Raw genomic sequence first — 24977 nt, 5'->3', positions numbered from 1 at the left:
ACTCTAGCCCCGCCACTTCTTCAAGACCTCCGCGTCCTGGCGAATCAGGGGCCAGGCTTCGCGGGCGGTTTCCGCAGGGTAGAGCTGATGTTTGCCCCACTCCATGTGCAAGCTGATGGGCATCGGAGACTGGTTCTTCCGCACTTGGTCGAACATTTCTTTGGTGACGAACCCTGTTCCCAAGGCAGCGTTCACCAGCTTGTCGCTCCGCTCTCCACCCCACTTGGCATCCTTCACATAGATTGCGGTGATGTGTTTGCGCGCAAGGCGTTCGGTAATGGACCAAGAAAGTCCACCATCGGTCTTGGTGTGTCGGAGATCGTATCCCAGACCAAAGCGCTTGGGGTCGAGGTCTTTGAAAATCATCGCGGCATCCCACAGAAGGGAGCCTGCCGTCTTCCAGCCGGAGTGCAGCTGATAGATCGCTTCCATACCCAACTCCTCGTTCAGGTCGGCGAGCTTTTTGGCCTTTTCCTGGAAGCTCTTCATTTCCGTCAAGGGGTCCCCGTCCTTGCTGTAATAAAAGTATTCGGTGCGATACTTCGTAATTCCGTTGTCGCGCAGAATCTTGAGGAAATCGCTGGTCTTCTCGTTGGGCTCGATGACGCGGGTGGCTGCGATGACGGTATCCAGGCCGGCCGCTTCCAAGGTCTTCATCATGCCCGGGAGTTCTTTCGCCGCGTTTTCGGGGAGGATATGTCCCGTGGGGCGGATGGTCGCTTCCAATCCGCGCAAGCCCATCCTGGCCACTTCATCCGCAATCTCTTCGTAGCTGAGCCCTTGGACCGGCTTTTCGAAAAGCACAATCGGCCAGTCCTCAGCGGGGGACTCGGATTCCTGAGCTTGGACCAAGCCTCCCACCGCACATGCTACCCCTGCCTGCTGCAAAAACCGTCTTCTCGTTACCATGCCCAAGAAGACCCTTACCCGTGCGGAGCGTCAAACAAATCTGACACCCTGCCTGGTAATTGACGAATCACGGCAAGTGAGCCCGATTGGGACAAGGAAAGCTTGCCTCAGCAGGATCGATAGGCAATCTCTAATCCCATGCCTGCATCAGGAGCACTCGACCGTTATCGCCATAAAGCTGGAAGGAAATTGAAGCTTTCCGACCTGGACACCAACGAGAAAACTCTCGCTGAGAACCTAGGGAAAGAGGAGTCCTTCGGGCCGTTTGACGAGCTGAGGGATGAGCTGCAGCAGCTCCAGAAGATGCTCTACGCACAGAACAAGCACCGGGTGCTGGTCGTGATGCAAGCGATGGATACCGGGGGGAAGGACGGGTGCATCAAGCACGTCTTCTCGCGGGTCGATCCCCAGGGGCTCAATGTGGTTTCCTTTAAAAAGCCAACCGAAGACGAGCTTGCCCACGATTTCCTGTGGCGCGTTCACGAGCATGTTCCTCGCAACGGGCATCTCACCGTTTTCAATCGCAGTCACTACGAAGACATTATCGCGGTGCGGGTGAAGAATCTGTTTCCGGAGAAGGTCTGGAAGCGGCGCTATCAGCACGTGGTGGACTTTGAGCGCATGCTTGCGGAGGAGGGCACGACTATTGTGAAGATCTTCCTGAACATTTCACGCGACGAGCAAAAGGCGCGCTTGCAATCCCGGCTGGATAATCCTGACAAATATTGGAAGTTCAATCCCGATGACCTCAAGGACCGCGCGCTTTGGGATGACTTTATGGAGACCTACGAGGACGTTATCGAGAAGACGTCGACCGACGTTGCTCCGTGGTATGTGATCCCCGCCGACCGCAAGTGGTACCGCAATCTCTGTGTCGCACGCATCATGGTCGATACCCTCAAGGGCTTGAAAATGTCTTTCCCTGAACCAACTTGGAAGCCTGGCGACGTGACGCTGGAAGACTGACAGCGTGGCAATCCCCCGATTGGGATGAAGGAAGATTGAACCAGTCGTGCATTAGGCAAGGCCCGACCATTTCAGTTCATGCAACCTGCGCTTTGTCGCAGGTTTTTTATTGGCGGGTCGAATGCTGTTAGAGTCGATTAATCCCCTAGGGAAAAGGAAAAAGGAAAGGTTCGGGAGGTGGGGCACACCGCTTGCGATAGCGATTGTCGCTATGAATGTAATCAATACGTTTTCGACAGCAGTGGCTCTTCTCTTTGCCGGACATTTGTCTGCACAGGAAGCAAGCTTGGAGGCCCCCGAGATGGGGATTGTGGACGAGACAGTCAAGGTCCTCTACAGTGGGCCTGGAAATGAGGGAGACGAGATGACCATCGGGGATGCCCGGGGGATTGAGCTGAGAGGAACCAATCCCGCTGACCTCTCCGATGGAAAAGGCAGCGTTAATCTTCTGATGCCGAGTCTCCCCGGTCTCTACACCATCATCTATCGCGGTGAGGCTGGTGTCCTAACAACCGAAAACATTCAAGTGACTAATCCCGAGTTCGGAGTCCGCGTGGCCGACTCGGCTACCGCGTCCGGTAGCCTGCCGGTTTTTTGGTCCGGAGTGAATCAAGGGGGTGCCGTGATTGCTTTGAGAAATACTGACGGGAGCGTTCTCGATAGTGCTGCCCTTCCTGCCAATCAGACCAGCGGTTCTGTTCGAATCCAACTCCCGATCGAAGCTGGCCCATACGAGGTGAGCTACATCATCGGTGATAACATCAAGGCCACTCGGGCGATTCAGGTGACGGCTGCCGAGGAAACCAATCTCTTCGCGCCTCCTCAAGTGATGGCGAATACAAAGTTCCAAGCTGTCTTTTCAGGACCGTTCAATGACCGCGATCGGATCGTTGTGGTGAAGGCACCAGCTAGTGCGGACTCCGAAATTATGGGTTATGCCTATCTCAACCCTTATCGTGGCACTGCGGTTTTGAACGCTCCAGCGTCCCAGGGTCTCTATGAGATTCAGTATCGCAATCGCAGCAACGAAGTGCTGGCGTCGGACACCTTCGAAGTGTTGGCTGCAGATCGCGAGACTGGCACTCTCTCGGTAGTTGCGCTCGAGAACTACCAGCTAAAGGACGACTCCGCGATGGAGGTGATTCTGGATGCCTCCGGAAGCATGCTTCAAGATCAAGAGGGAGAGGACCGCATCGACATAGCCAAAGACACTTTGCTCAAATTCATGCAGACCTCGGTACCGGAAGGGATGACCTTTTCTCTCCGAGCCTTCGGCCATATCGAGGAAGGTAGCTGTGAAAGCGAGCTTCTCATCCCTTCAGCTCCGTTTGACTATGCTGGAATGGCACCAATCGTGAAGGAGATCGAAGCCATCAACTTGGCGAAAACTCCATTGGCGAAATCGATTGAAATGGTTTCCTCCGACCTGAAGGGAACTGAAGGCGAACGGGTGGTGGTTCTCCTGACAGATGGAGAAGAAACGTGTGACGGAAGTCCTGCCGCCGCCATTCGTTCTTTGGTCGACAGCTACCCGAACACACGGGTCAACATTGTCGGATACAACATTGGCGATGAGGAGGTCAGCGCTGACTTCGAGAGCTGGGCCACATTGGGAAACGGTCGTTACTTCCGAGCGTCCGAGGCCGAAAGCCTGACGGTTGCCTTGCGCAAAGCGGCCGCGATTCCATTCTCCGTCTATCAAGGCACCCGACTGGTGGCCTCCGGACTATCGGGCGAAAGCTCATTTGAACTGCCCGCCGGAACCTATGAAATCGCGTTTTTCAATAATGGAAAAGAAGTCCGCAAGGCCGTCGTTGTCGCCGGCAGCAAAGAAGCTGCAATTACGATTCCATAGCGAGAAACTCTGATAATCAAACTGCCATCGAGCGAAGGTTTTTCTTCGTTGGATGGCAGTTTTTTTGTGTTCGGAGCTCGCGGTCACCGCGGGCGATTGGAGAATTCGGACAGGGGAGTGGTCCAGAGGTATCGCCCCAGTCAAAGGGCTGGCGGAGTGCCAGTTGGCAAAATGGGCGCGTGACAAGGTCAGGGCGAACCGATACAAACAACTGCAGGTGAAAATCATTTGTAAATCTAAACCATCAATCATCTTGAAACGCTTTTTCCTCCTCATTAGCGGTGTGCTGACCTTGGCGGCATGCTCTGCTGAAAAGACTATTCAAGCCGAGCGCGCGACGACCCCGGTCACCGCTCCACCCCGGGTCACAATGAAGCCGAACACGGCTTATCGGACTCCGGCCTATGCTTCGCCGTCCGCGCAAAATCCTGCAGTATCTCTTCCCTCCAATTTTTCGCCCGATGTGGGAGTTTCGTTCTCCAGCGTGAGGAATAGCGGCAACTACATCGCGATGACCTTCGACGATGGTCCTCATCCGAAGAACACCCCCCGTCTGCTCGACATGCTTCGGCAGCGCAACATCAAGGCGACCTTCTATGTGATCGGCAAGAGCGTAAACCAGTATCCGGAGATTGTTCGTCGCATTCATGCTGAGGGTCACGAGTTGGGCAATCACACCTACAATCACCCCAACTTGACCAAGCTGAGCAATGCGAAGGTTCGGCAAGAGCTCGACACAACTCGCGACGCGATCATCAGCGCCGCAGGGGTGAAGCCTCGCACCATGCGTCCTCCCTACGGAGCGTTGCGAACCAATCAGCGGGAAATGATTCACAGCGAGTATGGCTATCCAACGATTCTCTGGGACGTTGATCCTCTCGACTGGAAGCGTCCCGGCACTGCTGTTGTGAAGTCCCGTATCCTGAGTGGAACGAGCTCGGGTTCCATCGTTCTGGCTCACGATTTGCACTCGACCACCGTCGACGCCATGCCCAGCACCTTCGACGCGCTTCTCGCGAAGGGTTACCGTTTTGTCACGGTGTCCCAGCTTCTCGCGATGAAAGAAGTGTCTCAGAATTGATGCTCCAAGATGTTCGGGGAACGTTATTTCGCGACCCGGGAGCGGCTTTCGGCGGTAGTTCGTGGCGTTCGCGAACTCGCCGAAGATACGGGCACCGAGACCGGCCCGCTGGCTGATGAATATGCCTTTCTGGCAGGGCTGTCAGAGCCTTTTCAATTCGTGGTTTGTGGCGAGATCAACGCGGGAAAGTCTGCGTTTATCAACGGACTCTTCGGAGCTCCCTTTTGCCCGAGCGATGTCTTGCCGACGACCAAGGAGGTCCAATGGATCCGCTACGGGCGACGTGAGTTTGATGAACGGCAGAGCGAGTGCCTGGTTCATTCCTTTCGCGACCACGAGTTCCTTCTCGATTTTTCGGTGGTCGATACTCCGGGAACCAACGGAATCAGTCCGGAGGCTCTTGAGGCCATCAAGACTTTCCTGCCGGATGCCGACCTCGTCTTTTTCGTCTTTCCCGTGACCAATCCGTGGGGGGCTGCCACTTGGAACTTTGTGTCTGATGTGGCCTCCGATCTGAAAGACCGCATGGCTGTCGTCCTGCAGCAGAAGGACCTGCGCAATGACGATGATATGAAGGTCATGATGGGTCACATTGCGGAATTGGCTGTTCATAAAATCGGCGAGGCCCCCGAGGTGTTCCCTGTGTCCGGCTTGCAAGCACTGGAAGCCAAGCAGCAGGATCCGGTCCGGACTTTACTCTATCAGGAGAGTGGTTATCCGGCCTTGGAGCGATATGTCTCGCGCAAGGTGTCGGGGTCGCCGAAGAGGCGGGAGGTGCTGCGCGGAATTCGCGATGGCACGGCTGCGGTCCTGCGTGGAATCGAGGACCGAATGGAGATTCGGCGTAATACGCTGGACTCCGACCAAGGCTTTTTGAGCGATATCGAGACCGAGGTTGATCGCGAGCGAGAGCTGCAAGCTCAACGGCTGGCGGAGAAATTTTCAGGGCTTGGGGAGGTCTTTGGAGAACAGGCGGAAAAGGCCGCGCGTCTACTCGAAGAGCGCACCACCATGTGGAGGTCGCTCTGGTCGCTTTTCCATAAGGATGGAACTCCTGCTGAGATTGAGAAGGGGCTCATCGAAGCGGTGCAGGAAGCAATCGAGGGCTTGGCCTCCGACGACAGTGAAGAGCTGGTGGATGTGTGTCGCGGGCACTGGCAGACTGTGATTCCGCGCGTTGAGGAACGCTTGGAAATGCCACCTCCTGACTTTGAAAAAGAGTCCCAAGGCTTTGCCGGATCCAAGGAACGGTTCTCCAAGAGACTTGGAGGAGCAGCTCGCAAGGCGGTGGTCGCTCAGAAGATCCGCGGGATGCTGGACAGCGAGATGGAGGAGCGGCGGGGTTCTCTGCGCAAGTTCGTAACGGCCACATTGCTACTGGTCATTGGCGCGGGACTATTTGGTTCACTACAAGCGAATTTGTTGGCAGTCGCGTTGTTAGTTTCAGCCCTCGTTGTTTTGACGGTTGGGCTTTTGCGAGCGCGACGGAGCTCGCGTCAGCTAATCGCGTGGTTCGAGGAACGGACTTCGGCGTGCCGGCGACCCTTCGCCGAGCACTTGGCTGCGGATTATCAGGAGGGGGTGCGGGGATTCTTTGTGGAATACGCCACCATGTTCGAAGGCATCCGGCGACACGTCGCGGACTTGAAGATGAAGCTGAAGCCTCAACTCGATAAGTGGAACAATCTCTTTCTCGAGCTCAACGCCATCGACCAGGATTTGTAGGTTCCCGGTCCTTGGCTTATTCGTTGTGCTTTTCGAGAAGCTTGGAGATCCACTCGGCAGTGTCTTTTTCGCTGTCGGGCTGCAAAGCGATAAGGGTGTTGAGCGCCTTCGCGATTTGACCTTCTTCCGACCATGGCGAGCGGGCGAAGGGGATGTCGTCGGCTAACAGGAGCGATGATTCAGCAAGAGCACAGGCCCGCGCCATGGTGTTCTCCAATTCCCGAACATTACCCGTCCAGCGGTGGTTGCGGAGAGTATCGATGGCTTCACCCGAAAGTTTGATCTTGGCCAAGCCATATTTCCGGGCAAGGCGTTGGAGGAAAAACTCGGCGAGGAGGGGAATGTCCTCCCGTCTGTCGCGAAGGGGAGGGAGATGGATTTCAACCACATTGAGGCGGTAGTAAAGATCCTCCCGAAAACGACCTCGAGCGACTTCATAGGCGAGGTCTTTGTTAGTTGCTGCAACGATGCGGACATCAGAGCTGAGAGTTTCGTTCGAGCCCACTCGGGAAAAGCTTCCGTCCTGCAAGACGCGTAGGATTTTGACTTGGACGGATTGGGGCATGTCCCCAATCTCATCGAGAAAGAGAGTCCCGCCATCGCATTGCTCGAACCGTCCGGCCCTGCGCGCCATCGCGCCGGTAAAGGAACCTTTCTCGTGGCCGAAGAGTTCGGATTCCAGAAGGTTGTCAGGTATGGCGCCACAGTTGATGGCGATGAACTCATTTTTCCGGCGGGGAGAATACTCGTGCACTGCTTGCGCGATGAGTTCTTTTCCCGTTCCCGACTCACCACTCACTAGAACGGGGGCGTCTGAAGGCGCAACCCGGCCTACCAGTTTGAAGGTCTCTTGGATGATGCGGGACTGTCCGATCATCTTGATGCGGGCGTCCGCAGCAGGCAATTCCTGCTCGGGCTGATCCGCCGAGCGACGGCTTTCGATGATTTGAAAGGCGCTTTCGACCACGGGTCGCAGCTCAAAGTTCAGAGCCTCTTTACGTAGAACATCGCGCGCCCCAAGGCGGGTTGCTTCGATGATCTGTGTCGTGGTCGGAAAGCCCGCGAGTAGGATTGTGACGATGGCGGCGTTCTTGGCGCGGATCTTGGCCAGCAGTTCCAGTCCGTCATAAGGTTGAGTTTGAAAGTCCGCCAGGACCAAGTCGACCGTGGTGCTACCAATGACCTTGAGCGCTTTCTCCGAACTGTCACAGCGGAGAATCCGGAGGTCGGGTGCTTCCAAATGTTTGGTCGCCCAGTCGAGAAAATCGATATCGGAATCAACCAGGAGAAGGGTGTCTTTGAATTCAGCGTCGGGCATCTTGCTAGCAACGATAATAAGCACGAAAAGGGACGAGATCGACTGCAACTTTTAGTTACATGAGCCAAAATCGTCCCTGGCACAGAATTTGAAATGCGGGTGCCCCGCCTGAGGTCTTACTTCTGACCGTAATAGGCGTTCGCCCCGTGCTTCCGCAGGTAGTGTTTGTCGAGAAGATGCTGCGCGATGAGTGGCGCTTCGGGGTTCAGTTGCAATGCCTTAAGGGCCATTTCGGCAACCACCTCCAAGGCGAGGGCAGTCTCCACAGCCTTCGCTCCGCTGGGTCCCCAGGCGAAGGGACCGTGGTTGCGAACGAGAACGGCGGGAATCTCGAGGGGATTGATTCCGCGCTCGGCAAAGGTTTTCACGATGACCTCACCAGTCTCCCATTCATAGCCAGCGGCAATTTCTTCGGCGGTCATATCGCGGCTGGCGGGGACGTCGCCGTAGAAATAGTCCGCGTGGGTCGTGCCCATGCAGGGGATGTCGCGTGCTGCTTGAGCAAAGGAAACCGCCGTCCGCGAATGGGTGTGGACGACCGAGCGGATGCCCTCAAAGTTTAAAAAGAGACAGCGGTGGGTTGGGGTGTCGGAGGAGGGGCGGAGGTCGCCCTCCAAGACCTTGCCCTCATAGTCGAGCACGACCATGTGGTCTGGGGTCAGGTCATCATAGTCAACCCCGCTGGGCTTGATGGCGAAGACCCGGCGCGCGGGGTCGGAGACACTGACATTGCCAAAGGTGATGTCCACGAGACCGGTCTTGGGCAACTGAATATTTGCCTCACAGCATTCTTCTTTGATCGCTTGAAAGTCGCTCATAGTGAGATTGGGTAAAAGGGGTTGTTAGGCGTGCTTGAGGTTCAAAAGATCTTTCATGACATTGCCGAGGTCGACTTGGTCGCTCACGCCGCCGAAGGCGTCGTGCAACTGTCGGTAGAGGGCATAGAGTTGGTCGTAGACTTTCTGGTTTTCAGGATTCGGAGTGTAGGTGACTTCCTTCAATCCCGTCATGGCCTCCTTGGCACTGGCGAAGTCCGGATGAGCTCCGGCAATGACTGCGGCTGCAATAGCGGAGCCGAGAGCGCAGCTCTGTGAGGAGCGCGAAACCCGCATCTCGCAGCCTGTGACGTCGGCGTAAATCTGCATCAACATCGCATTCTTTTCCGCGATCCCGCCGGAGCAGACGATGCGGGTAATCGGGACCTTGTATTCCTTGAGACGTTCAATGATCGCGCGTGCTCCGAAGGCGGTTGCCTCGATGAGCGCTCGGTAGATCTCCGCCTGAGTGGTGTAGAGAGTCTGGCCGAGGAGGGCTCCTGTTAGACGTTGGTCGACCAAGATTGTTCGATTGCCGTTGTTCCAATCCAAGGCGAGCAATCCGCTCTGCCCGGGAGTGAGTTGGGCCGCTTCATCGGAGAGTTCCTTGTGCAAGGAGTCGGAGCCCTTGCAAACTCCCTCAACCCACCATTTGAAGATGTCTCCAACCGCCGATTGCCCGGCCTCGATGCCGTAGTAGCCCGGGAGGATGGCGCCTTTGACAATCCCGCAGATGCCGGGGATGTCCGCGACTTCTTCTTCCGCAGAGACCACGCCGCAATCGCAGGTCGATGTGCCAATGACTTTAACTAAAGTGCCTTGTTCAACTCCGCACCCAATCGCGCCATAGTGAACGTCAAATTCCCCGACGGCAATGGGAATGCCTTCGGGAAGATTCCATTTCGAAGCCCATTCGGGACAAAGGTGGCCTGCGGTAGCACTGGCGTCATGAGCCTCGTCATAGAGTCGGTCCCGCAAGTCGGCGAGTTTGGGATCGAGCAGGGAAAGGAACTCTTTATCCGGTAGTCCGTCCCAATCCTCGGCATACAGGGCCTTGTGGCCGGCGGCACAAACTCCGCGAATCACGGCGGCGGGGTCGGTGACCCCTGCGAGGGTCGCGGGGATGAAGTCGCAAAGCTCGACCCAGCTATGGGCGGCATCGAAGACGGTGGGATCAACTTTCAAGCACTTCCAAATCTTGGCCCAGAACCATTCGGAAGAATAGATCCCGCCAATCTTGGCGAGATACTGCGGGCGGTGTTCGCCAGCGAGTCGGGTGATGGTCTCTGCTTCCTCAATGGAGGTATGGTCTTTCCACAGCCAACATTGGGCGGCCAGATTCCCCTTGAACTCGTCCTTCAAGGCGAGAGGGTGGTTGTTGGCATCGACCGGAATCGGGCTGGAACCCGTCGAGTCCACGCCCATTCCGACAACTTGCGCGCGAGAGAAACCGGCATCGTTGCTCTCGGCTTCAGCCAATGCTGCCGCGACGGTGCTTTCCACCCCGGCAAGGTAATCGCCGGGATGTTGACGAGCGAGATTGTGATCGTTGGGGTCTAGCAGAATGCCCTGATGGCCGCTGGGATAGTCGAAGATGGAGGTGCCGACTTCGGCTCCGTCAGAGGTGCGAACGATGATGGCGCGGACTGAATTTGAACCGTAGTCAATTCCGATTGTGTAGCTCATGGGTTGGTAGAAATAGGTTTAGAGTTGCCTTGTCTCAGGTAACGTCCCGAGGGGAGTTGAAATGGAAAAAATTCTTGTAGCGTTTGCGGCCTAGTCCTTTCCCGCATCCCGATAAAGTTCGCCCAGCGAGGTGAGGGAGCCGTCTTTATTGAGCAAGGAGTGGGGCTTGCCCTGACCGGGATTGAAGTAGGCGTAGCGCTCGACCTTCCGCTCCCGTTCGAGAAAACGCAGGGCTTCTTTGAGAAAGTCTTCGTGCTCGTCACGCGGACCACTCCAGCCATTGAACTCGGTGAGCCAGATGGGGAGGCGGTATTCTTTGGCCACCTCTTTGATGAAGTCTTCCAAATCATCGGGATTGCGCGACCGGTAGTAGTGCAGGGCGACGAAATCGACCTTCAGCTTGCGGCTCTTCGCCTGCTGCATGAATTCGTCGAGCCATTCCATTCCATCTTTGTCAGAGGACGGAGCGGGGGAGCCCAGGCGAGCTCCTTTGGTCTCGGCCAGCGCCTGCAATTTCGGCCAGAATTTCAGTGCGGCTTCCACCGTCAGATTGCCTTGTTTGGTCCGCTCCGGTTCGTTGTAGCCGAGGAGGTGGGAAAGCTCGGGGTAGGCCTGCAATTTTTTGAGACCACCGTTTCTGATCTGCCGGGTTCCCTTTAGCATCGGAACGAACTGCCCGTCCCCACGAGGTCCGCTGGGAGACCAGTTGTAATACCAATGGGTATTAAAAAGCTGTCGATACTTCGAATTACCCCCGGCCCAGCCTTTCTTGGCCGAGCCCCCGTTGGTGTTCCGAGCGAAGGCAAAGGAAGCGGAGGCGAGGGTGCCTGCCGTTAGAAACTGGCGGCGATGCATGGCGCTTATTCGTAGCATTGGGGCTCGACGCGATTGGCCTCGAGCGATTTGGCAACCCAGACGAAGAGGTTGTGGACCTCGGGGTTTTCCATTCGAAGATTCTGCAACGAGGACCAATCCAAGTGATCGCGACGTCGTGATGGGGCGACACGGCGGACATCGAGCCGCTCCATCAGGGCTTCGGTCTCGCGTGGCTGGGCATTGAGAATGTGCTCGGCGGGGGGGAGTTCGTCGAGCGCTTGCAGCGAAAGGCCGAAGGTTGTAATTCCGACCCCATAGCGGCCCGCGAGATGTCGCAGGGCATCGGCGAGAGCTTCGTCGGGAATTGGGTTGGCGTAGTATAGCTCGCCCGCATTGCACCACGAGGAAACCGCGAGGGCTTGGAAAAAGTCCTCACGACAGAGTTCCAAATTGGGCGCCAGCTTCAGCGATACGGCATCGAGTCGATAGGGCGCGAGGCCTACTGAACGACGGAGCATGATATTGGTGCGATCCAGATCGAAACCCGTTTCGTCCGGTTCCCCCGATTCCCAGTCCACAATGACCATGTCGGGAATTTTCCAAAGGTTACCAATGGGGGCGCCTTTGCCGAGTGAGCTGCGGAACTGATAGGGAAAGCGATTATTGGTCTCCGAGTAACGGGTCACAATGGCGCGAAACTTCTGGATTCGCGCAACCGCATAGTCGAGCGCGCGGGGGTCGGTTCCGACCTCATCCAGTTGGCCTTGTGACATCATTTCGCGAGCTTTGACCAGGTCGGGAACCGCCGGGGCACGGCGATAGTAGCCTTGTCCCTTCTCCACCTTTGCGATCGGCGAAGCCGGGTCGCAGGACATGATGGAGAAATGGTAGCGGAGAGAGGCGTCCGAATAGTCGCCTTCCAAACGCATGCGAACGAGACGAATGAGTTCCGTGCCCTTGATGGCTTGGGCGGGATCGGCGGGGAGAATTTCGGGGAGACTATCGGAAAGTTGTTGGCGGAGACTCATGAGGAGGAAAAGAGCTTTTGACAAAGAAATGAGAGGATTGCCCTTTCTCCAAGCGGTAAGTGCGTTCTTTTTGAAAAATGATACTTAAGTTTGATTAAGTTTTTAAAGAATGTGTTTCTCTTTGATCGGCAGGAGACTCCGCTAACGGGGCAGGGGAATCCGTAGCTTCTGTCTATCCGCAACGGCTGGGATTAGTGCTCCGGATTATGCAGAAGGCATTCGCAAACCGAAGGAGCGACCAAGGGCAATTTCGTCGGTTCCAAGACCCCGGTGGGTGCCTGGTTTTTCGCCTTCTTATCCCTCAGGCTCTTGGCTGCTGCGGGAGGGGAATCCACTTCGACTTGGTAAAAGGCGGCGGCGGATGGCTCGTTGGGATCGGTCCAAGTTTGCACTGTTCCGTCACCTGTTAGAGTTGGTCCCGATGGTGACAAGGAGGCGGGAGAATCGGATCGTAGAATTTGATAAGTGACCCCGGTGGAGGTGGGGATTTTGACAGCAGGCTGGGAACTGTCGAAATTCACGTTAATCGAAAAATTATCGAGCGCCGGGGTCAGCTCCCACCCGATGTCGCGGAGAGCGGCCAGTTCCAAGTCGGTGGGCACGGTGAAGTGATCCGCGTTTGTCGATCCGACGAGGGCTTGCATCAAGGCGTTCTGACTTTCGCCATGTTGGCGGCCGAAGACCGGGAGTGTCGGGCTGTCGGGGTTGCTGGAGGACCAATGATAGCCATTGGAAATGGAGGGGGCGACATTGCCATTGGACATCTTCGCCAAGGGACCTTGGAATTTATTCTGCGAGACCAGCGGTTGCCAACTGGAGAAGGTGGGGTCCAAGTGACCGATCCCCAGCACGTGGCCAATTTCGTGAAGTGCAACGGGAATGAAGTCGATTCCGGGCAGGGTGGCATCGTTGGTGGAGAAATTCCAAGAGAGGTCTTTATTGAAGAAAACGGTTCCGCCCCAAGGGGCAAAATCCGTGGGGTTGGGCGAATAAGATGTCCCGCTGTAGGTGACCGCGCCTTCTTCCCCGCGATTGAAAAGTTGGTTGAACCAGGGGTAGGAGCCGGGCTGGAGGGGTTCCATTCCTCCGGGGCCACCTTGTGCGGTGGTGTCCAGAGCTCGTGCACCAACGAAGATCACGATTGAGTTGGCGGGCACCACAAGGTTTTCGGCGCTGGCGATACGTCGTCCATAGGGGTTGGTGTCGCCGGGCTCAAGGTATCGGGGATACCAGTTGCGTTGCGTGCCGGGGGTGAAGTTGAACGGGTCGATCGCTTCCAGTTCATCCACGATCAGCTTTTCATAAAAACTGCCGGCTGCCTCCAGGGCCTCCTTGGCACCCGCTTGCTCGAAGAATCCCGAGGTGTCGAGGTCGTAGCGAAAGATGATATCCAAGCCCTTCGCCTTCTCGGTCGGGAGAAGGGAGAGCAATAAAAGGCTGAAGGTGGCGACCGATTTCATGCAAGGCGCGGTGTTTATAGCACAGCTATGGGATATTGACAGAAGAGAGAACGAAGGCCGGCAAGATCCGGCGGCCTTTGCCTGGATGGGAGAGAAGACAAAAACGAGGATTGTCGAAAGGGGGTGGGAAGGTGAGTCTTCCCAGACGTGTTCGACGATTTCAAACCCTTGTTTCCTCACCTTCGGCCCTTGGTGGGAAAGTTCGTTCTGGGACTGATTGCGGCGGTGGTATTTGGCATTGCGACTGGTGCCGGACTTCCTCTTTTGTCGAGAACGGCACTGCCCGTCATCTTTCAGGATGAACAAGGACTCAAGGAAGTGCCGCCCTTGTTTCTAGCGGTAATCGAGTGGCTTTTTGGCGGCGATCAGCAGCGCCTGGTGCTGGCGAGTTGCCTATTCATTCCCTTCGTCTTTCTGCTTCGCGGAGTGGGTGGCTACTTGAGTGCTTATTGGATGACCGAAGTTGGCACGCGTGCGATTGAGAGCTTCCGCAAAGAGATTTTTGATCGGTTGCTCTCCCATCCCATGAGCTTTTTCGGGAAGCGGGCATCGGGTGATATTCTCTCGCGAGTGATCGCGGATACAGGTTCCTTGCAGAGCACTGTGACCCAAACCGGAGGGGATATCATCAAGCAGCCGATAGTGCTGATTTCTACCTTGGCGACTCTGGTGGTGGTGGCCATTCAGAAGGAAGGTGTCTTCTTTGCTCTTGTGGGTGGAATTACGATTCCGATCCTGGTGTTTCCAATCCGGGCCCTGGGGAAAAAGCTCAAAAAACGGGGGGCGGATCTTCAGGCGAAGGTCGGGGAGATGACCGGAATGGCTTCGGAGGTGATTCAGAATCCTCTGGAGGTGAGGGCTTACAATCTAGAGGAGAGGTTCTCGGGAATCTTCGGGAATCTCGCGCGAGATTGGCGGCGCTTTCAGTTGAAGCTCGTTCGTTATACCAAGTTTCTCTCTCCGTTAGTGGAAGTGGTGGCTGCCATTGGCTTTGCCTTTTCGCTTTATTTGGGAGCCAAAAAGGACATGTCGTTTGAGGATTTTATGTTGGTGGCTACCGCCTTGTTTCTCGCCTATGATCCGGTGAAGAGGTTGGGGAATCTCTACGGAATTCTGGAGCAGGCCAAGGCTTCCATGGCGCGGGTGAAGGTGATTCTGGATGCGGAGGATAGCCTTCCCGAGCCCGAGAATCCAAAGCTTCCTCCAGCAGCGAAAGGGGAGGTCGAGTTTCGTGACGTTCGCTTTTCTTATGGAGACGAGGAGGTCTTGACAGGGGTCAATGCACGGATCGAGTCCGGGCAGACTGTGGCCTTGGTAGGGGAAAGCGGTGGAGGTAAAACGACTTTCGCCAATATGATTCCTCGTTTCTACGAGGTTTCTAGTGGGAGCGTGATCATTGATGGAGTGGATGTGCGTGATTACTCCAAACGGGAGCTGCGCAATCGGATTGCCCTGGTGCCTCAAATGCCGGTTCTCTTTCGGGGCACGATTTACGAAAACATTCTCATGGGCCGTCCGGATGCAAGCGAGGAGGAGGTGCACGAAGCCGCGCGCAAAGCCTTCGCCTCTGAATTTATCGAGAAGCAGGAACAAGGCTACCAGACCATGGTTTCGGAGCGTGGTGGTTCGCTTTCCGGTGGTCAACGCCAGCGTATTGCCATTGCCCGTGCTTTTCTAAAGGATGCTCCGATTTTGATTATGGATGAAGCTACCAGTGCTCTGGATGCCGAGAGCGAGGCCCGCGTTCAGGAAGCGGTCTCACATCTTGCCAAAGGACGCACCACGATTTTCATTACTCACCGGCCAAGCACCATGGAGCAAGCCGACCGAGTCTTGGAGTTCAACAAAGGTCTGGTGACCGAACGCTCCTCAAACGGTTAGTTACTACCGGTTTCAATCCGGTAGAAGAGCTTGCTCGCGTCCGCTCCATTGGTGTGGATGAAGTTCGCACTGGATGAGGTGGGGACCACGGTTTGCAGGGGAGTGGTCGGCCAGTTGGACAAGTCGCTGGTTGCAAAAATCCGGTATTCTCCTTCGGCTGTTCCGGTCCAATTGAGAGTGACGTTGTTGCCAGAGAGAGCAATTGTGAGATCGTTGAGAATGAGGTCCAATTCGTCCTCGAAGAGATAGGCTGAACCTGAGGATGGTCCGTCATCATCGTTCTGAGTCGCGCCGATCAGAAACTCGTCGCCTTGAGTGGCCACTGCTCCACCAAAAAAATCGGAAGTTGCTCCGTCGCTGGGGTGCAGCGTATTGCGGTAGTGGCCGGTAGTGCTGAAAACAAAGGCTGAACCAACATCATTTTTCGAACCTGAATCGGTTCGGAAAGCACCGACAACGATGAAGTCGTCAATCGCCACCGATTGCCCGAATTGATCCCCCTCGGAAAGAGAGGGCGGCATGATGTCAGTCAAGTGTTCGCCACTGGGCAGGCTAAAAAGTGAAGTGACCCCGGCCCGGGCTCCAAAGTCTCCCGCTTCCGGAATTCCCGTGACTAGGAGGTCGCCTTTTGCTGCCAGCATCGAACCGAAGGTGTCGCCTTCGGCAGGTGTTCCCCGCGTAATCTTGCGCAGTTCAGCACCGGTTGACGGGTCGAACAGGTAGACGGAGCCGGCGTCGGAGACTCCACTGTGGTCATCGAAGAGAGAGCCGACACAAGCATAGTCGCCAGTGAGGGCTACGCTGCCGCCGAACTGATCCGCTTCCGCGATGTCGGCAGGACGCAGACGGTGCAATTCTTGTCCGTTGCTGCGGTGAAAGAGGTAGGCCGCGCCGGAATCCTCCGACGGGCTAATATCGCTGTCTTCCATCAACCAGGAACCAACAAGGATGGTTGTGGAGGTCATGGCCACGGAATGGCCAAATTGATCGCCGCTCGCGGCGTCAGAGGGAGTGAGCTTGTTGAGCTCGGCTCCGGTATTGAGGTCAAAGAGGTAGCAGGCGCCGGAATCATTGCCGGGAGCTCCCACTAGAACCTGATTGCCTTCCGCCGCCAGAGACCAGCCGAACAAGTCGTTGGAGCCAGCGTCAGAGGCATTCAGCTTGCGGATAAAGGCGTGGGTGTCGCGGTCATAGACGTAGACTGATCCCGCCTTGCTGAATCCAGTGTCTTCCTCATGGGCTCCGACAATGAGGAAGTCCTCGGTCATTGCCACGGATTGTCCGAAACGATCGAACGCTCCCGCATTACTCGCAGTTAGCTTCACCAGCTCGGCAGGCGCTTCTCCAGTAACCAGAAAACAAAGAAGGGCGAGAGGTTGCTTGCGCGCGAGAAAATGCGGGAGGTTCATCATTTGAGGTCTTACTTTGAACTAGGGGAAGGAGGGATTAATAGTCTCCATTCTGTTCGTCAGAGTATCCGTCGGTGCCAGTCCAGTCGGCAGTGACATCAGGTGTCCCGTGCATATATTGACCGTAGTGGAAACTGACCAAGCTCAGTGCGGGAGTGATGCGAATCTGGGCTCCGGCAAAGCTATTGGAACTGGCCGCTCCGGCTTCACCTTCCGCATCCGCACGGCTCAAGTCTTCGATACAAACCAGAGTCGAAGTCTCGTTGGTGAAGAAGAGGAACTGGTCTGCTGAGCCCGGGTTGGCATTGATGACGCTGAAGAGTGGCTGGCGTTTCAGGTCGTCGCCTTCACCACGTGGGGTGTAACGGTGCGGATTGCTGTTGAACTTGTCGAAGGTGTTGCCGGGTAGGTAGACGAGCGCAAGGTGCTTGCCATCCAGTCCGAGGGCAACCGGGTTGATGGTGACGGAGGCTCCCACCTCGTCCTGACGGTCGTCGAAGATGACTTCGGCAAGCTCGGCCGCCACCTCGCGATAGCTCAGGGTATTCGGGCTCACGCTGGACAGCTTGTCGTAGTCGTAGAGCGCGAAGCTTCCTTCCAAATCGCTTTGGTCTCCAACAAGGTCGAAGGTCAGGCTGTTCAGTCCTTCGGGAACGTAGAGCAGCTCGGCCGTCGACTCGAAGCTTGCATCGTTCATCCCTTCAGCAGTCAACAGGCTGGTGACAGCAGCGGAGGCGACCGCGTCTTCGTTCTCGGAAACAACTCCAGCGAACTGGGCGGTTCCAAGCGCGGAGGGGATGCACTCGACCATGATGATAACGTCATTGAAGTCGTTGTCACGGCCGGCGAAGAGCTGATCTTCGAAGGCGAGGATGATGGGGTCACTCTCGATGCTGGTGAGCTCAATCTTGGATGCACAGAACTCTTGTCCACCGGGATTGAGGAAAGAATCCTGATAGATCTTTCTGGTCCCGCCATTGCCGCCATCCATCACCAGGCCGAAGCGGAGTTGGGTTCCGGCAGGCATCACACCCAAGCTCACGGAAGAGCCGGGGATGAGAGGTGCGGTGGGGCCGGTAACGAAGTTTTTCCAAATCTCGGTCCAAGTTCCCGCAGGGTCTTCCGCATCATAGAAGGCCAGGCTGTTGTGGTAATCCGCACCGTCGAAAATCACGGTAACAAACACTTCGCAATCCTCGGCCAAGTAGAATCTTTCTTCGTCGAAGCCACGCTTCTCTTGCTCGAGGGGGATGCCCTCGGTGTTGCAGTTGAGAAGAAACTTCACCTCGTTCCAAACGTCGCGGGCGTAGTCGTAGTAGCCAGGGTAGACGTCATAGTCGGCGAGAATGTCGACGTTGCGGATGTCGAACTCGATGTAGTTGTCAGCGAGGTTGCAAAGAGGGCAAGGATCGTTGGCGGTTGGAACATCGTCGTTGTCATCGTCAAAGTCCTGGAAGTTGGGGATGCCATCTCCGTCGGAATCGCGTGGATTCGTGGGGTCGGCGCCGGCTTCTTCCGAGTCGGAATAACCGTCGTCATCGGAGTCGGTGTCGAAGTAGTCCAGAAGACCGTCGCCATCGGTGTCGCCGGTTCCTTCCAATCCGTTGGGGATGCCATCGTTGTCCTGGTCTCGGTCATCGAAGTTGTCGAGATAGTCGGGAATGCCGTCACCATCGGTATCACCCAGGCCGTCGGTTCCGTCTTCGATTCCGTCATTGTCGGAGTCGCTATCGAGGAAGTTGGGGAGCCCATCGGTATCGGCGTCGCCCGCAGCTTCGGTGGTGTCGGAGAGTCCGTCTCCATCGGCGTCGTCGTCCAAGTGGTTCGGAGTGCCATCCCGGTCGACATCAAAGACATCGGGGATACCGGCTCCATTGGTGTCGGTATAGTCAGTGAGAGAGCCGTCACCGTCGTTGCCGTTGTCGACATTGTCCGTCCAGTTGCGGATACCATCTCCGTCTTCGTCTCCGCTGGGGTCGTAGCCGCTTCCTTCATCCGGGTCCAAGACGCCGTCGTTGTCATCGTCGATATCGAACTCGTCGCTGATGCCGTCACCATCGGTGTCGACTACCAGAATCTGGGTCGGGTTGATGGTTCCGTCGTTGATATTGGTTTTAGGTGCATTGGCTACCCAGGTGACTGAGCCGTTGCTCAAGTTCACGCGGAAGGCTCCAGTTCCCCGGTTATCGAAACCGTAGACTGCGCCGTTGAAGTCACAAATCAGTGCGCCAAAGGTCTTTCCGTTATTGCTCAGAACAGTCGTCGAGCCGGTGTCGCGGTCCACGTGGAAGAACACGCCGCTGCCGGTGCTACCGTAGAGCTTTCCATCCACAAAGTTGTGCGCGAGATCGATCTCGGTTCCTTTGGGGTTGGGGGAAAGGGCGACATCTTTGACCACCGTGAGGGCGTCGACGTCGATGCCGTAGAGTCGACCACCACCGGAGACCCAGTATAAGCCGTCATCGGCGAAAGTGCCTGCCACGTAGGAGCGGGGGAGGCCGGAGATGAGGCCCACTACGGCCGCACTGCCATCACTGCCGAAGCGCAAGAGCTCGGGGTCGTTGGAGCTGCGATTCAGTCCGTAGATGTAGTTGTCCGCCGTGCGGTAGGCGATGGCATTGTAGTTCAGGCCATGGTCGGTATTCCCCAGGTCGACGAAGACTCCGGCATTGACGTCGACGATGGCGAGTTGGGTCTCCGCATTGTAGGACTCGAAGGCGTAGCCACTTGGGCTGAAGGCCGGCTGATAGTCACGATAATCGGGAGTGCCATCCGCATCGATATCATTGAGGCCCTCCAGAGCGTCGGAAAGTCCGTCGTTGTCGGAGTCGGTGTCCAGGTAGTCAGGAGTGCCATCATCATCGGTATCGGCGGAGAGAGTTTCCTCCTCGTTCCAGATTCCGTCGTTATCGGAGTCTTCTCCCGGAGCATCGATGTTGCCGTCATTGTCGGCATCGTTGTCGAGGTGGTCGGGGATTCCGTCTTCGTCGAAGTCGCCAAAGCCTTCACGGAAGTCTTCGATGAGATCGTTGTCGGAATCCGTATCCGCGTATCCGGGGATGCCGTCTCCGTCAGGGTCCGCGTCGCCGTCCTCTTCGTCACCGATGGTGTCGTTGTCGGAGTCCAAGTCCAAGAAGTTGGGCAGGCCGTCACCGTCGGGATCGTTCTGGCCTTCGTAGGAATCGGCGAGGGTGTCACCGTCGGAATCGGCATCCATGTAGTTGGCCGCTCCATCACCGTCGGTATCCGTGGTGATGGGGGAAAGTGCGATGGCATCGAGACCGAAACCGGTCTGTTGAAGGGTTGTTTTGACGCTGTAGATCGCGAGCGTCAGAGTCGTGGCTTCTTCACTATTGAAGCCTGCGTAGGTCCGATTCCACTCGGCAACATCGCCTCCAACAATTGGAACACCGAGGGAAGATCCGTCGACGCGAAAGTCGAGCGCGGGTTCCAAGCCTGCCAAGGTAGAGGCCACTGCTGCGGAAAACACATAGTCGGTCCCGGGAGTGACTTCCACTTCCTGGCTCCAAACCAGCTCGCCGGAAGTCGGGCCGGTCCAAACCACCATGTAGTCGCCGCCGCCATTGGCATCACCGAAGTCGGGGAAATTCACCGTGGCATCCTTCGCGCTTTCAACCACATCAAAAGCGCCTTCGGGTTGGGCTATCCCGTCGTCAAGTAGACCGAGAGTCTGCGAATACTGGGAACCCAAATCGGCATCAAGCTCATCAAAATCGCCGTTACTAATCAGGTTGACCGAGTTGCCAACTGCAAAGGCTTCTTCGAAGTTGGAGATGCCGTCGCCGTCGGCGTCGGGGTCGCTGCCATCAGGGATCCCATCATCGTCGGCATCCGTGTCGAGGTAGTTGGCCAGAGTGTCACCATCAAGGTCCTGAGCTCCTTCAGCAGAGTCCAATACTCCGTCGTTGTCGGAGTCGCTATCGAGAAAGTTGGCGGTGAGGTCGCCGTCGGTATCAACATTGCCTTCCAGCGAGTCGGCCAAGTTGTCGCCATCGGAGTCGAGGTCGATTGCGTTACGGAGGCCGTCTCCATCCAAGTCTGCGGAACCCTCGATGGAATCCAGGATTCCGTCGTTGTCCGAGTCGCGGTCGCGGTAATCAGCCAAGCCGTCTCCGTCGCTGTCGACAGTTCCTTCCACAAGGTCAGAGGTGCCGTCGTTGTCGGAATCCGTGTCGAGGTAGTCGAGCGTTCCGTCGCCATCGGTGTCGGGCGCTCCATTCCAGAATTGTCCGGCGGGGACGAGAAAGCTTTCTACTCCGCGAGCCCAACCCCAATACTCCGCCCGAATCTCGATGTAGGCGAGGTCGGAGAGAACTGCGGTGAGGCGGGAGTTGCTGGTCTGGAAAGTCTCAGCAGTGAGAGGCACGCTGTATTGATAGATTTCGCCATATTGGGTGGAGAGGGGCTGAACCTCCATCGCTCCATGCTTGATGTTGGCCTCAATGCGCTCGCCAGTATTTGAGACCAAGCGAACGTCGGCAGTAGATGTCGTTGCCCAGTAGGCACCGATTTCAGTCCCCAGATCCCGGACCTGAATTCCGTAGTGAAGCTTCTGGTTGAGGCTGGACGATTGGTCGCCAGTCCATTTCGCAATGCGGAAATAGCCGTAGCCAGCGGTGTCGTCCTCGAACGACTGGGCCGGAATGTTGTTGGAGGCTCCAAGCTGCTGAATAGGGCTCAGGATGCCGCCGTTGGCGGTGACCAGCGCGTCGGTGAGGTTGTTCAAGACGAGGTCATTGGCCGATACTTGGGAGTCCTGATTCTCAATGGTATCGAGGATGCCGTCATTGTCGGAGTCGCTGCCATGAGCCGCTGTGCAGCTCAGTCCGAGCGCGACCAGATAGGCCGTGGCGCTGGATTTTGATTTGTTTTGAAGGATGTGGGTGAACATGGATACAGGGTAGGTAAGGGATGAATTCTGAGATTTTTGGTCTCATTATTCAGTGGCATTCGGCATGCCAGTCTTATCTGGGGTTCCCTCAAGGGGCTCTTATCCAATGCTTTGCGGGCTTTTTGGAAGGTGGGGGCTTGTGGGCTGAAATTGAAAACCCAGTAAAATTTACCGGTGTTCAATTTCGTGCACAGTAATTATGACAGGATTAGTCAGCAGTCAATATATATTTAAGATGTCATTAATAGTGACTATTTATGACTCTTAAGTAATTTTTCGAAGCAGGGATCGATCGGCGCTTTGATAGTTAAAGCTCTATTTTCCACAGGATGAGGAAGTTCCATCTGTTTGCATTGCAGCAGCATTCGTGTTTCCGTGCCCAGTTTTTCGCTCTGCGCGTGGCAGAATTCTTTTCCCGCATAGCGAAAATCTCCCACGATGGGGTGGCCGCAAATTTGGAGATGCTTGCGGATCTGGTGGTAGCGCCCGGTCCGTGGAAGGGCTTCCAAAAGGGCCAGATCGAGCCCCACGGATTTCAGCAGGCGAAAGTCCGTGATTGCCTCCTTGGCGGGGGCATTCTCGTCCTTCCGCAGGGGTTCGCGACAAGTCCAAGTCTCGGTCGTTGGTTGGCCCGTCACGATGGCTTGGTAAATTTTGCTCACCTGTTTGCGGTCGAAGGCACGCCCCAGCGCTCGGGCGGCGGTTTTTCCTTTGGCAAAAATCAGCACCCCGCAAGTCGGTCGATCCAGACGGTGGGCGGCATACACGCGCGTGCCCAGATAATCGCGCACCAGCTTCATGGTGACAATGTCATCCGGCTGCGGGTGGTCGGCGGGGTGAACGAGTTGACCGGCGGGCTTATTGACCGCGATCATCCATTCGTCCTCATAGAGACACTCCAGCGGGGGAGTTTGCATGGTCTACAGCGCGGCAGCGGCCTCTCTGACCAAGCGTTCGGTGGTCGCCCAGTCAATGCACTCGTCGGTGATGGATTGACCACGGCTGAGCTGTTCGAGCGGCTGGGGAAAGGGCTGGTTGCCGGCCACGAGATGGGATTCCAGCATGGCTCCGGTGATGGCCTGGTTGCCCGCGACGCGCTGCGCGATGATGTTCTCGAAGACCGCCGGCATTTGCTCATGTTTTTTGCCGCAGTTTGCGTGCGAAGCATCGACCATGACGGTTTCGATGAGCCCGGATTCTTTCAGGACTTCACACGAGCGAGAGATGCTGGCTTTGTCGTAATTGGGGCCATTTTCTCCACCCCGCAGGATGAGGTGGCAGTGGGGATTGCCCCGGGTTGTCACTGCAGAAGCGATTCCCTGGGCCGAGACCCCGAGGAAGGTTTGGCTCTGTGATGCCGCCTTGATGGCGTTGGTGGCAGCTTTCAGCGAGCCGGAGGTCGCGTTCTTGAATCCCAAGGGCATGGACAGCCCTGAGGCCATCTGCCGGTGAGTTTGCGATTCCGAGGTCCGCGCGCCAATCGCAGACCAGCTGATGAGGTCCGCAATGAACTGGGGGGTAATGGGATCGAGCAATTCAGTCGCAGTCGGTAGTCCGAGAGAAAGAACTTTGCGAAGGAAGTTGCGGGCCTCCATGAGCCCCTTGATGATGTCGTCCGAACCGTCCAGATCCGGGTCCATGATGAGACCTTTCCAACCGACCGTAGTGCGGGGCTTTTCGAAATAGACCCGCATGACGATGAGGATCTTGTCGCGGACTTCTTGGGAAAGCGCGGCCAGCTTTTCCGCATACTCCTCGCAAGCTTCGGGATCGTGAATCGAGCAGGGACCCACCACCAGGAGGAAGCGGTCGTCCTTGCGGAAAAGGATGTCGCTAATTTCCCGGCGCGAGCGGTCGATGAGTTCGGTCTGCTCGGCGGTAGCGGCAATCTCGGATTGCAGGAAAGCCGGGGAGGGCAGGGGATTGTTGGCAACAACGTTGAGGTCGGTGAGCTGGGTCATAGCCTTGGAAGTCTAGTAAGAGCGTGGAGTGAGAGTGATGCGCGACGGGTCGTAGTGATCTCTGGGAGAGAAGAGCCAGCCCGGATCCTTGTCCAGTTGCTCGTAGCCCGTCAGCATGAACTCGGGGAGAAACTGGTTGGAGTTGATTTCGTAGACCTTCTCTCCGGTGAAGTAACCTTTGATGCGATACTCATAATTGTTGTCAAAGCCGTATCGCTGATCGGGAGGGCCCATCTCGGAGAGGCGGTCGGGTTGCTTGCCCATCTTCTCGTTGAAAACCACAAGCTTGGCCGAGCTCCAAGGTTGGCCCGGCTTCCGCAAAAAGCCCCAGAAGCGGGTCTTGTGCACATGATAGCGGCGACCGTAGTAAAAGTCCCCGCGCGGCTCGGTGGCGATTTGGGCCTTCCGTTCTTCGACCGTTGGGCCGCCCATATTGGGGGTCCCGCCGCCGCTGTATCCTCCTCCGCTCACCGCGCAACTCAGTAGGAATAAAAACGGCAGTAAGCTGAAGGTGGTTAGGAGTGCTCTCATGCGCTGAGCCTGACCGACAGCCCCCGTCTCTGGCAAGGCAGGAACCGAGCGAAATGCGGCAGTGAAATTCGCGTCGAAAAAGAACAGGCTCGGACTTTGACCTCTGCCAGTTTTTTCGATACGAGAGGGGTATGAAACGTTCCATCCTCGCCGTTTGGCTCCTTTGCTGCCTCAGTTTGATGGCTGGCAGTAAGAAAGATGAAGCCATGGTGGTGCAGTTCAATCTGCAGGGGGCGGAGACTGATGGGCCCAAGATGTCGGTGCCCCAGGAGGTCTTGGGGATGCGGGTTTACTTCCGTCTTTCGCCTGAAATCTCAACGAGAGATATCGAATCTTTTCGGCCATTTCCTGCTGCTGATGGCTATTCCTACGGAGTGCTATTCAAGTTGAATCGCACCGGAGCGCAGCGGCTTGCAGCCCTGACCAATGCCAACCAAGGAAAGCTTCTGATGTCCCGCGTCAACGGGCGTCCTCTCGATGTGGTGGAGATTGATTCCACCGTCAACGACGGCTACATCGTCATCTGGCAAGGCCTCACGACCCGCGAGATCGGAATGGCTGACAAGATGATGCCTCGTATTGGACAGTCTGTTCAGGAATGGAAGAAGCAGAAAAAATGAGAAG

General features: G+C 56.4%; 18 protein-coding genes. 6 read left to right on the top strand and 12 right to left on the bottom strand.

The window, feature by feature from the left end:
• Positions 1 to 3: 3 nt before the first annotated feature.
• Positions 4 to 909: a sugar phosphate isomerase/epimerase family protein gene (locus tag IE099_RS17135; protein ID WP_189572672.1), complete on the bottom strand. Its 906-nt coding sequence runs from the start codon at positions 907 to 909 to the stop codon at positions 4 to 6.
• 138 nt (positions 910 to 1047) lie between these two features.
• On the opposite strand from IE099_RS17135, the gene IE099_RS17130 reads away from it, so the two are divergent.
• The 4 genes from IE099_RS17130 to IE099_RS17115 all read left to right on the top strand — a co-directional run bounded on the left by IE099_RS17130 (position 1048) and on the right by IE099_RS17115 (position 6536).
• Positions 1048 to 1875: a polyphosphate kinase 2 family protein gene (locus tag IE099_RS17130; protein ID WP_189572669.1), complete on the top strand. Its 828-nt coding sequence runs from the start codon at positions 1048 to 1050 to the stop codon at positions 1873 to 1875.
• 211 nt (positions 1876 to 2086) lie between these two features.
• Complete coding sequence (locus IE099_RS17125; protein WP_189572666.1) at positions 2087 to 3730, top strand: vWA domain-containing protein; 1644 nt, start codon at positions 2087 to 2089, stop codon at positions 3728 to 3730.
• A 253-nt stretch (positions 3731 to 3983) separates the two neighbouring features.
• Positions 3984 to 4811, top strand: a complete 828-nt coding sequence (locus IE099_RS17120; RefSeq protein WP_229809566.1) for a polysaccharide deacetylase family protein — start codon at positions 3984 to 3986, stop codon at positions 4809 to 4811.
• Positions 4812 to 4820: 9 nt separating this feature from the next.
• Complete coding sequence (locus tag IE099_RS17115) at positions 4821 to 6536, top strand: dynamin family protein (protein ID WP_189572663.1); 1716 nt, start codon at positions 4821 to 4823, stop codon at positions 6534 to 6536.
• A gap of 16 nt (positions 6537 to 6552) precedes the next feature.
• On the opposite strand, the gene IE099_RS17110 is transcribed toward IE099_RS17115, so the two are convergent.
• The 6 genes from IE099_RS17110 to IE099_RS17085 all read right to left on the bottom strand — a co-directional run bounded on the left by IE099_RS17110 (position 6553) and on the right by IE099_RS17085 (position 13659).
• The gene (locus IE099_RS17110) at positions 6553 to 7854 is read right to left on the bottom strand and encodes a sigma-54-dependent transcriptional regulator (protein WP_189572660.1); all 1302 of its coding nucleotides are present in this window, start codon (positions 7852 to 7854) and stop codon (positions 6553 to 6555) included.
• Positions 7855 to 7970: 116 nt separating this feature from the next.
• On the bottom strand, positions 7971 to 8672 hold the full coding sequence (locus IE099_RS17105) for an L-ribulose-5-phosphate 4-epimerase (RefSeq protein WP_189572657.1): 702 nt from the start codon (positions 8670 to 8672) through the stop codon (positions 7971 to 7973).
• A 24-nt stretch (positions 8673 to 8696) separates the two neighbouring features.
• A complete protein-coding gene (locus IE099_RS17100) occupies positions 8697 to 10355 on the bottom strand; it encodes a ribulokinase (protein WP_189572654.1) in 1659 nt (552 codons plus the stop codon).
• A gap of 90 nt (positions 10356 to 10445) precedes the next feature.
• A complete protein-coding gene (locus IE099_RS17095; protein ID WP_189572651.1) occupies positions 10446 to 11228 on the bottom strand; it encodes a glycosyl hydrolase in 783 nt (260 codons plus the stop codon).
• Positions 11216 to 12199 (bottom strand): hypothetical protein, encoded by a 984-nt coding sequence (locus tag IE099_RS17090; RefSeq protein ID WP_189572649.1) that lies wholly within the window; start codon positions 12197 to 12199, stop codon positions 11216 to 11218. The genes IE099_RS17095 and IE099_RS17090 overlap by 13 nt, the downstream gene beginning before the upstream one ends.
• A 191-nt stretch (positions 12200 to 12390) precedes the next feature.
• Positions 12391 to 13659: a matrixin family metalloprotease gene (locus IE099_RS17085; RefSeq protein ID WP_189572646.1), complete on the bottom strand. Its 1269-nt coding sequence runs from the start codon at positions 13657 to 13659 to the stop codon at positions 12391 to 12393.
• A gap of 168 nt (positions 13660 to 13827) precedes the next feature.
• On the opposite strand from IE099_RS17085, the gene IE099_RS17080 reads away from it, so the two are divergent.
• Positions 13828 to 15540 (top strand): ABC transporter ATP-binding protein, encoded by a 1713-nt coding sequence (locus IE099_RS17080; protein ID WP_189572643.1) that lies wholly within the window; start codon positions 13828 to 13830, stop codon positions 15538 to 15540.
• Here the strand turns inward: IE099_RS17080 and IE099_RS17075 are convergent.
• The 5 genes from IE099_RS17075 to IE099_RS17055 all read right to left on the bottom strand — a co-directional run bounded on the left by IE099_RS17075 (position 15537) and on the right by IE099_RS17055 (position 24353).
• A complete protein-coding gene (locus tag IE099_RS17075; protein ID WP_189572640.1) occupies positions 15537 to 16952 on the bottom strand; it encodes an FG-GAP repeat protein in 1416 nt (471 codons plus the stop codon). The two genes, IE099_RS17080 and IE099_RS17075, sit on opposite strands and share 4 nt — an antisense overlap.
• 34 nt (positions 16953 to 16986) lie before the next feature.
• Positions 16987 to 21861: a DUF6923 family protein gene (locus IE099_RS17070; RefSeq protein ID WP_189572637.1), complete on the bottom strand. Its 4875-nt coding sequence runs from the start codon at positions 21859 to 21861 to the stop codon at positions 16987 to 16989.
• Between the two features lie 251 nt (positions 21862 to 22112).
• Entirely contained in the window at positions 22113 to 22778 is a 666-nt protein-coding gene (locus IE099_RS17065) for an RluA family pseudouridine synthase (protein WP_189572634.1), read from the bottom strand.
• Between the two features lie 3 nt (positions 22779 to 22781).
• Positions 22782 to 23822: a 3-deoxy-7-phosphoheptulonate synthase gene (locus tag IE099_RS17060; protein ID WP_189572632.1), complete on the bottom strand. Its 1041-nt coding sequence runs from the start codon at positions 23820 to 23822 to the stop codon at positions 22782 to 22784.
• Between the two features lie 12 nt (positions 23823 to 23834).
• Positions 23835 to 24353 carry a hypothetical protein gene (locus IE099_RS17055; RefSeq protein ID WP_229809565.1) on the bottom strand — a complete coding sequence of 173 codons (519 nt, stop codon included), beginning with the start codon at positions 24351 to 24353 and terminating at the stop codon, positions 23835 to 23837.
• Positions 24354 to 24484: 131 nt separating this feature from the next.
• Between IE099_RS17055 and IE099_RS17050 the strand changes: the two genes are divergently transcribed.
• Positions 24485 to 24973, top strand: a complete 489-nt coding sequence (locus IE099_RS17050) for a hypothetical protein (RefSeq protein WP_189572629.1) — start codon at positions 24485 to 24487, stop codon at positions 24971 to 24973.
• Positions 24974 to 24977 lie beyond the last annotated feature (4 nt).

Source organism: Roseibacillus persicicus, from assembly GCF_014651675.1.
In the GTDB taxonomy this organism is placed as follows: domain Bacteria; phylum Verrucomicrobiota; class Verrucomicrobiia; order Verrucomicrobiales; family Akkermansiaceae; genus Roseibacillus; species Roseibacillus persicicus.
Note: the sequence above shows the minus strand (reverse complement) of the source record. Positions and strands in the feature narration are given on the sequence as shown.

Bases quoted from the DNA above. Each gene is read 5' to 3' on its own strand.
- IE099_RS17135 (WP_189572672.1), bottom strand. From the start codon at position 909: ATGGTAACGAGAAGACGGTTTTTGCAGCAGGCAGGGGTAGCATGTGCG.
- IE099_RS17130 (WP_189572669.1), top strand. From the start codon at position 1,048: ATGCCTGCATCAGGAGCACTCGACCGTTATCGCCATAAAGCTGGAAGG.
- IE099_RS17125 (WP_189572666.1), top strand. From the start codon at position 2,087: ATGAATGTAATCAATACGTTTTCGACAGCAGTGGCTCTTCTCTTTGCC.
- IE099_RS17115 (WP_189572663.1), top strand. From the start codon at position 4,821: ATGTTCGGGGAACGTTATTTCGCGACCCGGGAGCGGCTTTCGGCGGTA.
- IE099_RS17110 (WP_189572660.1), bottom strand. From the start codon at position 7,854: ATGCCCGACGCTGAATTCAAAGACACCCTTCTCCTGGTTGATTCCGAT.
- IE099_RS17105 (WP_189572657.1), bottom strand. From the start codon at position 8,672: ATGAGCGACTTTCAAGCGATCAAAGAAGAATGCTGTGAGGCAAATATT.
- IE099_RS17100 (WP_189572654.1), bottom strand. From the start codon at position 10,355: ATGAGCTACACAATCGGAATTGACTACGGTTCAAATTCAGTCCGCGCC.
- IE099_RS17095 (WP_189572651.1), bottom strand. From the start codon at position 11,228: ATGCTACGAATAAGCGCCATGCATCGCCGCCAGTTTCTAACGGCAGGC.
- IE099_RS17090 (WP_189572649.1), bottom strand. From the start codon at position 12,199: ATGAGTCTCCGCCAACAACTTTCCGATAGTCTCCCCGAAATTCTCCCC.
- IE099_RS17085 (WP_189572646.1), bottom strand. From the start codon at position 13,659: ATGAAATCGGTCGCCACCTTCAGCCTTTTATTGCTCTCCCTTCTCCCG.
- IE099_RS17075 (WP_189572640.1), bottom strand. From the start codon at position 16,952: ATGATGAACCTCCCGCATTTTCTCGCGCGCAAGCAACCTCTCGCCCTT.
- IE099_RS17070 (WP_189572637.1), bottom strand. From the start codon at position 21,861: ATGTTCACCCACATCCTTCAAAACAAATCAAAATCCAGCGCCACGGCC.
- IE099_RS17065 (WP_189572634.1), bottom strand. From the start codon at position 22,778: ATGCAAACTCCCCCGCTGGAGTGTCTCTATGAGGACGAATGGATGATC.
- IE099_RS17060 (WP_189572632.1), bottom strand. From the start codon at position 23,822: ATGACCCAGCTCACCGACCTCAACGTTGTTGCCAACAATCCCCTGCCC.
- IE099_RS17055 (WP_229809565.1), bottom strand. From the start codon at position 24,353: ATGAGAGCACTCCTAACCACCTTCAGCTTACTGCCGTTTTTATTCCTA.
- IE099_RS17050 (WP_189572629.1), top strand. From the start codon at position 24,485: ATGAAACGTTCCATCCTCGCCGTTTGGCTCCTTTGCTGCCTCAGTTTG.